This is a genomic window from Acidovorax sp. LjRoot204, from assembly GCF_056175785.1.
This window is the reverse complement of sequence record NZ_JBGFFF010000162.1, coordinates 1-9,564: the sequence shown is the minus strand read 5'-3', so window position 1 is coordinate 9,564 and position 9,564 is coordinate 1. Positions and strand designations below refer to the sequence as shown.

15 protein-coding genes and 1 pseudogene are annotated in these 9,564 nt (G+C 65.5%); 9 read left to right on the top strand and 7 right to left on the bottom strand.

Translation table 11 applies throughout. The features are described 5' to 3' along the window. From AC04MI_RS20805 to serB, 5 genes and pseudogenes are all read left to right on the top strand, one after another. Positions 1–258 (top strand): annotated as a pseudogene (locus AC04MI_RS20805) (hypothetical protein); the annotation flags it as partial. Between the two features lie 81 nt (positions 259–339). Then, entirely contained in the window at positions 340–594 is a 255-nt protein-coding gene (locus AC04MI_RS20800; protein WP_015014749.1) for a ParD-like family protein, read from the top strand. Continuing rightward, positions 591–1,388: a type I methionyl aminopeptidase gene (map, locus tag AC04MI_RS20795; protein ID WP_260667843.1), complete on the top strand. Its 798-nt coding sequence runs from the start codon at positions 591–593 to the stop codon at positions 1,386–1,388. The genes AC04MI_RS20800 and map overlap by 4 nt, the downstream gene beginning before the upstream one ends. A gap of 98 nt (positions 1,389–1,486) precedes the next feature. Beyond that, positions 1,487–1,675, top strand: a complete 189-nt coding sequence (locus AC04MI_RS20790) for a DUF3149 domain-containing protein (RefSeq protein WP_056747190.1) — start codon at positions 1,487–1,489, stop codon at positions 1,673–1,675. Between the two features lie 159 nt (positions 1,676–1,834). Further along, positions 1,835–2,548, top strand: coding sequence for a phosphoserine phosphatase SerB (gene serB, locus AC04MI_RS20785; RefSeq protein WP_436079046.1), 714 nt, complete (start codon positions 1,835–1,837; stop codon positions 2,546–2,548). A gap of 92 nt (positions 2,549–2,640) precedes the next feature. Here the strand turns inward: serB and AC04MI_RS20780 are convergent, their stop codons facing one another. Continuing rightward, positions 2,641–3,159 carry an RrF2 family transcriptional regulator gene (locus AC04MI_RS20780; RefSeq protein ID WP_291446071.1) on the bottom strand — a complete coding sequence of 173 codons (519 nt, stop codon included), beginning with the start codon at positions 3,157–3,159 and terminating at the stop codon, positions 2,641–2,643. Positions 3,160–3,249: 90 nt separating this feature from the next. Between AC04MI_RS20780 and ytfE the strand changes: the two genes are divergently transcribed. Beyond that, complete coding sequence (ytfE, locus tag AC04MI_RS20775; RefSeq protein ID WP_476498581.1) at positions 3,250–3,999, top strand: iron-sulfur cluster repair protein YtfE; 750 nt, start codon at positions 3,250–3,252, stop codon at positions 3,997–3,999. Positions 4,000–4,016: 17 nt separating this feature from the next. Further along, positions 4,017–4,493, top strand: a complete 477-nt coding sequence (locus tag AC04MI_RS20770; protein ID WP_436079048.1) for a group III truncated hemoglobin — start codon at positions 4,017–4,019, stop codon at positions 4,491–4,493. A 44-nt stretch (positions 4,494–4,537) separates the two neighbouring features. Here the strand turns inward: AC04MI_RS20770 and AC04MI_RS20765 are convergent, their stop codons facing one another. From AC04MI_RS20765 to AC04MI_RS20750, 4 genes are all read right to left on the bottom strand, one after another. Next, positions 4,538–4,711, bottom strand: a complete 174-nt coding sequence (locus AC04MI_RS20765) for a LiaI-LiaF-like domain-containing protein (protein ID WP_436079049.1) — start codon at positions 4,709–4,711, stop codon at positions 4,538–4,540. Positions 4,712–4,806: 95 nt separating this feature from the next. After that, complete coding sequence (locus AC04MI_RS20760; RefSeq protein WP_015014757.1) at positions 4,807–5,019, bottom strand: DUF3820 family protein; 213 nt, start codon at positions 5,017–5,019, stop codon at positions 4,807–4,809. 13 nt (positions 5,020–5,032) lie between these two features. After that, positions 5,033–5,395, bottom strand: coding sequence for a translation initiation factor Sui1 (locus tag AC04MI_RS20755; protein WP_436079050.1), 363 nt, complete (start codon positions 5,393–5,395; stop codon positions 5,033–5,035). Beyond that, the gene (locus tag AC04MI_RS20750) at positions 5,392–5,862 is read right to left on the bottom strand and encodes a DUF2721 domain-containing protein (RefSeq protein ID WP_056064262.1); all 471 of its coding nucleotides are present in this window, start codon (positions 5,860–5,862) and stop codon (positions 5,392–5,394) included. The genes AC04MI_RS20755 and AC04MI_RS20750 overlap by 4 nt, the downstream gene beginning before the upstream one ends. 239 nt (positions 5,863–6,101) lie before the next feature. Here AC04MI_RS20750 and AC04MI_RS20745 point away from each other — a divergent pair, with 239 nt between their 5' ends. Continuing rightward, a complete protein-coding gene (locus AC04MI_RS20745) occupies positions 6,102–7,379 on the top strand; it encodes a DEAD/DEAH box helicase (protein WP_476498580.1) in 1,278 nt (425 codons plus the stop codon). 59 nt (positions 7,380–7,438) lie between these two features. On the opposite strand, the gene AC04MI_RS20740 is transcribed toward AC04MI_RS20745, so the two are convergent. Beyond that, positions 7,439–7,786 carry a DUF6172 family protein gene (locus AC04MI_RS20740; RefSeq protein WP_476498579.1) on the bottom strand — a complete coding sequence of 116 codons (348 nt, stop codon included), beginning with the start codon at positions 7,784–7,786 and terminating at the stop codon, positions 7,439–7,441. 89 nt (positions 7,787–7,875) lie between these two features. On the opposite strand from AC04MI_RS20740, the gene AC04MI_RS20735 reads away from it, so the two are divergent. Continuing rightward, entirely contained in the window at positions 7,876–9,138 is a 1,263-nt protein-coding gene (locus AC04MI_RS20735; protein ID WP_436079052.1) for a sensor domain-containing diguanylate cyclase, read from the top strand. Between the two features lie 60 nt (positions 9,139–9,198). Here the strand turns inward: AC04MI_RS20735 and AC04MI_RS20730 are convergent. Continuing rightward, positions 9,199–9,564: hypothetical protein (locus AC04MI_RS20730; protein ID WP_476498578.1), on the bottom strand; the 366-nt coding region annotated here is incomplete at its 5' end.

Genomic DNA, 9,564 nt, shown 5'->3' with positions numbered 1-9,564 from the left:
ACGCAGCGATTTGTGTACGTGCTGGGCCGCGCGTTTCTGGGCACCGTGGCCTGCGTGTTTGCTGCCGGTGTGCTGTCGCAATGGACCGGGCACCTGTTGCCCGGTGTGGGCAACGAACTGTCTCTGGTGGCCCGCTGGCTCATGGCCTGGGGCGACGGGTTTGTGACGGGCATGCTCACCGCGATCTTTGTGGCCTTCAAGCCCGAGTGGCTGGCCACCTGGTCCGACCAGCTCTATCTGAAGCGCCCTCCGCAGTAGCGCAGTGTTGCCAGCGCACACCACAGGCACTGCAGACACGCAGCGATACGAAACGTATATGTTTCGAATACAATTCGCTGCATGGGTATTGTCAAAATTTCAGACCAAATGCACGAGAACCTGCGCGTTGCCAGCAACGCCCTGTCTCGCTCCATCAACGCACAGGCAGAACACTGGATGCGCATCGGCATGCTGGCCGAGCTGCATCCCAACCTCGACCACAGCGACATCTGCCAGCTGCTGATCCGCGCCGAACAGGCCGGGGGCTTCGATCTGGACACGGTGGCGGCCTCCGTGGCCGCCAAGCCGGGCCACAGCGGGCGGCGCGTTCAATGAAATCGTCCCGCGTCACCCTGCGCTCCCCCGCCGAAATCGCCCAGGCGCGTGAGGCCGGCCGCCTGGCCGCCCGCGTGCTGCACATGATCACGCCGCACGTGCAGCCCGGCGTCAGCACCGAGGCACTGGACCGGCTCTGCCACGACTACATCGTGAACGAACTGCAGGTCACCCCCGCCAACGTGGGCTATCTGGGGTATCCCAAAACGGTGTGCACCTCGGTCAACCACGTGATCTGCCACGGCATTCCGTCGCCGGGGCAGGTGCTCAAGGCGGGCGACATCATCAACATCGATGTGGCCATCATCAAGGATGGATGGTTTGGCGACACCAGCCGCATGTACTTTGTGGGCGAGCCCAGCCCGCTGGCGCGCCGCCTGGTGGACACCACCTACGAGGCCATGTGCGCGGGCATTGCCCAGGTACGCCCCGGCGCCACGCTGGGCGATGTGGGCCATGCCATACAGACCGTGGCCCACCGCGAGCGGTTCAGCGTGGTGCGCGAATACTGCGGCCATGGCATCGGGCAGATCTACCACGACGAGCCCCAGGTGCTGCACTACGGGCAGCGTGGCCAGGGCCTGCGGCTGGAGGAAGGCATGGTCTTCACCATCGAGCCCATGATCAACGCCGGCAAGCGCGATACGCAGGAGCTGGCCGACGGCTGGACCGTGGTCACCCGCGACCGCTCGCTGTCCGCCCAGTGGGAACACATGGTGGCCGTGACGGCCGAAGGGTTCGAGGTGCTCACGCCCTGGCCCGAAGGCACTGGCCGCTATCCCGCCATGGTTTGACCTGCATCTTGCCCGCACGCCGCAGTCTTTGACACAGCACAAGCAGCCGCCGCAGGGACCGTCCGATAGTGGTGAACACCACCACAAGGAGGGTCTCCATGAAGCTGCTGAACGATCTGTTTTCTACCGACTACGGCCTGATGAGCATCATCGGCATCGGGTTCATGATCTGCATGGCCGCATTTTTTGTGCGCATGTTCCTGGTCAAGATGAACGAGCCGCCCCAGCCCAACCCAGCCGCCAAGGCCCTCAAAGGCGGCGGCCAGAACCTGCCGCATCCTCGCTGAGGCACAGGATCTGACGAGAGCCGCGCACGGGGCGCGGCCTCTGCCGCCCAGTCCCCGGGGTGGCGCCTGGAGCGAGCGTGGCGGGCACGGCGGGAACAAAAGCCTGCCAGGGATACCATTGCGGGTTCTTACCCCGCATTTGTTCCCCCTTTTTCTGCCATGACCCACGCAACCGAATTCGCCCCTGGCCTCGTCATCCAGGGCATCGAGCCTCCGCTGTCCCTGTCCGCCTACAAGCTCATCGCTTTTGACATGGACTCCACCCTCATCAACATCGAGTGCGTGGACGAAATCGCCGATGCCGCCGGCCGCAAGGCCGAGGTGGCCGCCATCACCGAGGCAGCCATGCAGGGCGTGATCACCGACTACAAGGAGAGCCTGCGCCAGCGTGTGGCCCTGCTCAAGGGCGTGACGGTGCAGCACATGGAGCAGGTGCTCACCGAGCGCCTGCGCTTCAACCCCGGCGCCAAAGAGCTGATCACCGCCGCCAAGGCCGCAGGCCTGACCACGTTGCTGGTCTCGGGCGGCTTCACCTTCTTTGCCGACCGCGTGAAGGCGGGCCTGGGCATCGACTTTGCGCGCTCCAACATGCTGGAAGTGCAAGACGGCCAGCTGACGGGCCGCATGGTGGACCAGGCCTGGGGCGACATCTGCGATGGCGCAGAAAAGCGCCGCACGCTGCTGGAAGTGGCCTCGCTCATGGGCATTTCGCCGCAGCAGGCGATTGCCGTGGGCGATGGCGCCAACGACCTGCCCATGATGGGCGTTGCCGGCCTGTCGGTGGCCTACCACGCCAAGCCCGCCGTGCGGGCACAGGCCAAGGTGGCCATCAACCAGGGCGGGCTGGACCGCCTGCTGGAAGTGCTGCGCTGAGCGGCGTGGCGCCCCAGAACGCACAGGGTGCCACTGGATACTACTAATTTGATAGCTATCCAGGCATGTAGCACTAGCGCATCACGCCGTTTTTATTCAAAACCAGGTGCATCGGGCAATCCGGGCACCAACGCGGCCTTGCGGCGGGCACTGCCTGCGCGCGGGGCGGCCACCGTGGCCTGCAGCGCCACACCCTGGGGTGACGTAGGCGCCACCAGGTCTGCCAACGTCACGCCATCCAGCACCGCCAGATAGGCCTGCATGGCCTGGCCCAGCACCCCTTTCAGCCGACAGTGGCTGCTCAGGCGACACTGGTTGGAGGCGGGGTCAAAACACTCCACCAGGTTGAAGTCCGTCTCGGTGGCGCGCACTACCGCGCCGATGTGGATGGACGAGGCCGGCACCATCAGCCGCATGCCACCGCCCCGCCCGCGCGTGGTCTCCAGCAGGCCCTGGGCCGACAGCTGCTGCACGATCTTCATCAGGTGGCTGCGCGATATGCCATAGCCCTCGGCCACCTCCGTGATGGTGACGGGCTGCGCCCGCCCCTCGGTGGCAGCGCAGTACATCAGCACGCGCAGCGTGTAGTCGGTCCATTGGGTCAGTCGCATGGGTTTGCCGCAGATCAATCAAAAAGATGCATACAGCCTGAATTTTATTCGCTAAAATATTCAAACGATATGAATCTTTAAAGGACCACCATGAACGCCCGCATCGACACCCTGCACGCCACAGCCCCCACCACCCCGCTGCCACTGAGCGCCGAGCAGCAGATCGGCCAGATCGCCGTGCAGTTGCCGGGCGCCACTGCGGTGTTTCGGCGCCTCAAGCTGGACTTTTGCTGCGGCGGCCAGGTGAGTCTGGCCAAGGCGGCCGCCGACAAGGGGTTGGACGTCGACGCCGTACTGGCCGAGCTGGCGGCCCTGCAGCGCAGCGACGCCGTGCCCGAGGCGGCATCGCCCAGCGCGCTCATCGACCACATCCTGGCGCGCTACCACGAGGTGCACCGCCAGCAATTGCCCGAGCTGATCCGCATGGCCCGCCGCGTGGAGGCCGTGCACCGCGACCACCCGCAGGTGCCGGTCGGCCTGGCCGACCACCTGGAGGCCATGCACGAAGAGCTGCTCTCGCACATGCTCAAGGAAGAACAGGTGCTGTTCCCCATGCTCAAGAACGGCGGCAACCCGTTTGTGGGCCAGCCCATCGGCATGATGCGCGCCGAACACGTGGACCATGGCGAGGCGCTGGACAGGCTCAACGCGCTGACGAATGACGCCACGCCCCCCCAAGGCGCATGCAACACCTGGCGCGCGCTCTACGCAGGCATTGCCCAGCTGGGCGACGACCTCATCAACCACATCCACCTGGAAAACAACGTACTGTTTCCGCGGTTCGAAGCCAGCGCTGCTCCCGCCMAAGCTTGTGCCACGTCAGCCTGCGGCTGCCAGTGAGCGGGCACACTGCCGCCATGACCGACGAAGCCACACTCACACAGCCCGCCAGCCAGATCGCCCCCAGCGTAGAGAGCATCACGCAGCTGGTGCACGGCTTTTACGGAGACGTGCGGCGCGACCCGCTGCTGGGCCCGGTGTTTGAAAAGGCCCTGCACGGCCAGTGGGACGCCCACCTGCAGCGGCTGGTGGACTTCTGGAGCACCGTCGCGCTGGGCACCCGCAGCTTCAAGGGCGATGTCTTCGGCAAACACATGGCGCTGGAGGGCGTCACCCCTGCCCACTTTGCGGCCTGGGTGGGGCTGTGGCAACAGCACACCAGCCGCCTGTTTGCGCCCGAGGTGGCACGCGACCTGCAGGTGGCGGCCCATGGCATTGCACGCAACCTGTTCCGGGGCTACTTTGGCAACGACCCTGGTTTTGTGCAGCCCCGCGAGGAGCATGGCGGGCACGGCGCCCAACCCTGCGGCAGCGAAGGGGCCCAGCAGGGCTGAGGACTGGCACCTCGCGCGCCAGCAGGGTCCGCGCCCTCCCCGGATTATTTGCTCTTGTTGCCCGGCGTGAAGAACAGCGCCACGCCCACTGCTATCAGCGCCACCGGCCACCACACGCGCAGCAGCTCGCGCAGGCTGATGCTGATCAGTCCCAGGTTGGTCAGCAGAAAAAACACGCCCAGAACGACCAGAGCGATCGCAGCAATATTGCCCTTCATGTGCATTCCCTCGGTATGGTTGTTGGCCTGATGACGTCCATTATGGTCGCCAGCAACCAAAGGAACGCCCCAGTTTTTGCAATGGCATAGGTCTCTCAGCGCCCGCGCAACGGCCGCAGCAGGTCCGACAGCCCGTTGTGATCGATCTCGTGCATCAGCGCCAGCAACTGGCCCAGCTCGCCCTTGGGAAACCCTTCGCGCGCAAACCAGTTGAGGTAGTTGCCCGGCAGGTCGGCCAGCAGGGTGCCTTTGTGCTTCCCGTACGGCATCTCGGTGGTGACCAGGCGCTGCAGTTTCTCTGCGTCCATTACCCCGCCCCGCTCAGCCGCCCGCGCGCTTGACCTTGTGGCCCAGCTTCTGCAGCGCGGCCATCACACGCTCCACATGATCGCCCTGCACTTCAATCACGCCGTCCTTCCCCGTGCCGCCGCTGCCACACGCGGTCTTGAGCTGCTTGCCCAGCTGCTCCAGCGTGGCCTCGTCCACCAACACGCCCTTGACCAGGGTGACCGCCTTGCCGCCGCGCCCCTTGGTCTCGCGCGATACGCGCACGATGCCGTCGCCCGTGGGCAGGGGCTTGTTCTGCTTACAGGTGCACTGCACTACCGGCTGGCGGCAGGTGGGGCACATGCGGCCTGACTCGGTGGAATACACCAGGCCACCCAGGTCGGCAAAAGACTTCATGGCTTCTTCCCCTCCACCTCTTGCTGCAGCATGTGAAAGTCGAGCAGGCGTGTGGCCAGCAACGTCTCGGTCAGAAAACACACCAGCGCCAGCAAAAAGCAGGCAACGCCCGCCAGAAACCCGCCCACCGCAAGGCGGCTGGACTGAAAGTCGGTGGTTTCGCCCAGGAACAGCAGGATGATGGTCGTGCCAATGAGGAAGGCACAAAACGTCAGCAGCGCAATACAACCGTTGGCCAGCCGTCCACGCAAACGCAAGTCCGCCAGCTCCTTGTAGGCACGGGCCAGAAATTCGGGTTCGGCATTGACGCGCGCGCGGTCTTCCACCACACGCGCCCGGTCGATGATCCGGGCCAGGCGGCCGGCCACCGCGCCGATCATGCCGGACACCGCAGTGAGCAAAAACACGGGCGCCACCGCCAGCTGGATGCCGTGGGTAATGGCGGAGGTATCTAGGGGCAAAGCCATGGGGTTCGGGTCCGGGAAAACTGTCAACGAAAAACGGGGCGGCCCGATTATCGGTTGCCCAACGCAGGGGCCGAGCACTCGCATTCCCTGCAATCTTGCAAGTGCAAGGCGCGCATTGCTGGCCTGTGAGAACGCACCGGGCAAGAGGGCATCGGGCAAACGCGGCGACAATGCGGGCCATTACTGCTTTGTCCGCGCTGCCTTGCGTGCCCTCCTCAACGCATTCCCAGCGCCTTTCCATGCCTTTTGCCTCCCTCGGTCTGTCCCCCGCCCTTGTCCATGCCGCCGCCCAGGCGGGCTTTGTGGCGCCCACGCCCATTCAGGTGGGCGCCATTCCGGCCATCCTGCAGGGGGTAGATCTGCTGGGTGCCGCACAGACGGGCTCGGGCAAGACGGCGGCATTTGCCCTGCCCTTGCTGCAGCAGCTGCAGCTCAGCGCCACTGGCGGCCCGCGCCGGGTGCGCGCCCTGGTGCTGGTGCCCACCCGTGAACTGGCAGCGCAGGTGGGAGAAGTGCTGCGCAGCTTGGCGCAGCACCTGCAGCAACCGCTCAAGATCGCSATCGYSTTCGGCGGCGTGTCGATCAAYCCGCAGATGMTGRGCCTGCGCGGCGGCGCCGACATYRTGGTGGCCACGCCGGGCCGMCTGCTSGACCTGGTGGASCACAACGCGCTGCGCCTGTCGGCCGTGGCACACCTCGTGCTGGACGAAGCAGACCGGCTGCTGGACCTGGGCTTTGCCGAGGAACTGYAGCGCGTGCTGGCGCTGTTGCCAGCCCGGCGGCAGAACCTGTTTTTCTCGGCCACATTCCCAACCGCAGTGCAGGCGCTGGCCGATGGCCTGCTGAAGCAGCCGGTGCGCGTGGAGGTGCCCCACACACCGGGTAACGAGCCTGCCATCGAACAACGCGCCATTGCGGTGGACGCCAGCCGCCGCACCCAGTTGCTGCGCCACCTGGTCAAGGAGCACAACTGGTCGCGCGTGCTGGTGTTTGTGGCCACGCAATACGCGGCCGAGCATGTGGCAGAGAAGCTGTACAAGGCGGGCATCTTTGCATCGCCCTTCCACGGCGGCCTGAGCCAGGGCGCGCGCAACCAGGTGCTGCAGGAGTTCAAGGACGAGCGCTGGCAGGTGGTCGTGACCACCGACCTCGCAGCACGYGGCATCGACATTGCGCAGTTGCCTGCCGTGGTGAACTACGACCTGCCCCGATCGGCCGTGGACTATGTACACCGCATCGGCCGCACCGGCCGGGCGGGCGAGAGCGGCATGGCCGTGAGCTTTGTGACCGCCGATGCCGAGGCGCATTTCCGGCTGATCGAAAAACGCCAGCACCTCACCATCCCACGCGAGCAGATTGCGGGCTTTGAACCCACCGAGGCTCCCGCGCCCGCACCATCCACCGACCCCGGGGGCACCGGCGGCATCAAGGGCAAACGCCCCAGCAAAAAGGACAAGCTGCGCGCAGCAGCGGCGCAGGCAGCCGATGCCCCCGCTGCCCACAAAAAAGGCCCCTGAAAGGGGCCTGCAGTGCTTGACTGAGGGTGAGCGGGGTGGCATCCACCCAGCGCCAGGGCTTACGCGCCTTCTTCGTCGTCCGCGTCCAAGCCATCTGGCCCGCTGTGTGAAGCCTCACCAGCCGGACGGGGTGTGCGCTTGCCGGGCTTGGCCAGAATTTCCACATAGAACTGGGCGCCCCCCTCGGCGGCCACGCCGTTGATCAGCCCGGTCAAGGCGGCCAGGTGCGCCACGGCGGCGTCTTCCTTGGTGCGGCCAAACTGGCAGTYAAAGTCCCAGAARTCSGCGCCTTCTGGCAGGWCGCGGCGCCGYTCGCGCTTGATGTACTTGCGAATTTCGTGCTTGACGGCATCCAGAACGCGATCGCGGTTCTTGCCTTCAACGTGGAGTTGGAAAGTTTTTCTCATGGGCGATAGTACCGCCTGCGACAGGTGCCGTTTCACACCGGCGCATCCAGGTGCCACAATGGTGCATTACTTTTGGTTACCACCAGCCCATGAACCACGACCTGCGCCTGCTGCACCTGTTGCCAGCGGCTGTGCTTGTCACACAACAGGGCGCCATCCGCTTTGCCAACGCCGCCAGCATGGAGTTGCTGGAGGCGCCCAGTATCGACAGCCTGATCGGGCGGCTGTCTGGCGACTTTGTGCACCCCCTGGACCAGGTGCGCTCCACCAACCGTATCCAGCAGGTGGCCGTGCCCGAGCAGGCCGGGCGGCCCAACAAGTCCTCCGAGTTCCGTATCCGCACCGAGCGCGGCAACTTGCGCATGGTGCTGATCAGCAGTGTGGCCATGGAATGGGACGGTGCCCCCGCCGTGCTCATGTGCGGCATGGACATGACACACCAGAGCGAGATCGAGGCCCAGCTGCGCGAGAGCGAGCAGAACTTCCGGCGCCTGTTCGAGAACATGCAGGACGTGTACTACCGCACCGATGCGCAGGGCATCGTGCAGCATGTGGGTCCGGGCGTGCGCCGGGTGCTGGGCTACGAGCCCCACGAAATCGAAGGCCGCACGGCCGAGTCGTACTACCCCCAGAGCAAAGACCGCGACGCGTTCAAGGCCGCGATCATGGAACACGGCGAGGTGTCGGACTTTCCGGGCCAGATGGTGCGGCGCGATGGCACGGTGATCGACATCTCTATCAGCAGCCATGCGCTGTACGACCATGCAGGCAATTTTGCGGGGGTCGAAGGCATCTACCGCGACGTCACGCAGCGCAAGAACCTGGAGCGCGAGCTGCAGCGTCTGGCCACCACCGACATGCTGACGGGCATTGCCAACCGCCGCGCGTTTCTCGAATGCGCCGAGTCGGCCTATGCCCATTCACGCAGCAACGGCGAGCCGCTGACCTTGCTGATGCTGGACCTGGACCACTTCAAGGCCATCAACGACCGTTTTGGCCACCTGGAGGGCGACCGGGCGCTGCTGGCGTTTGCGCAGGCCATCAAGGGCCAGTTGCGTGCCAGCGATGCTGTGGGCCGCCTGGGCGGCGAAGAGTTTGGCGTGCTGCTGCCGCTGACCACACTGGCCGAGGGCCTGGAGGTGGCCACGCGCATGCTGCGTAGTGTTAGCGCGCTGGAACTGACGGACGAAGCAGGCCACTGCTACTGCGTGACCACCAGCCTGGGGGTGAGCACCTTCCGCCAGAGCGATCGCAGCCTGCGCGACATGCTCGACCGCGCCGACCAGGCGCTGTACCTGGCCAAGCACCGGGGGCGCAACCAGGTGGCTTCGCTCGAGACGCTGGACGAGTGATCATTTCAGTCGCCCTGATCGGTGAGAGATCAGGGCCATGCGGCATGCCAAGGCACCTGTTCAAAGGCGCATGCGTTCCTGCTGCAGGTTCCACAGGCAGGCGGCGATGCGCAGCAGCATCTCCATCACCTGCTCCGAGCCGCTGCAGGACAGCTCCAGATCATCAATGAGCATCGCCAGCTGGGAGATGGCGTCTTCGGGTGCGGCAGCGCCACCACTGCGAGCCACCTCGGCAATCGCGATCAATACGTCGGTGCGGTTCATGGCGCAGGTCTTGGCGTGGTGGGTGGCAATGCCTCGGTCATTGGCTGCATAGGCCACGCGATGCAGAGACCACGCCGCCGCCGGTCTAGCGTGCCGAGATGGCCAGTTGCGCGCGACTGCCAGCCCCGCCCTCCAGAGCCACAGCAGGGGGCAACCCTGCCG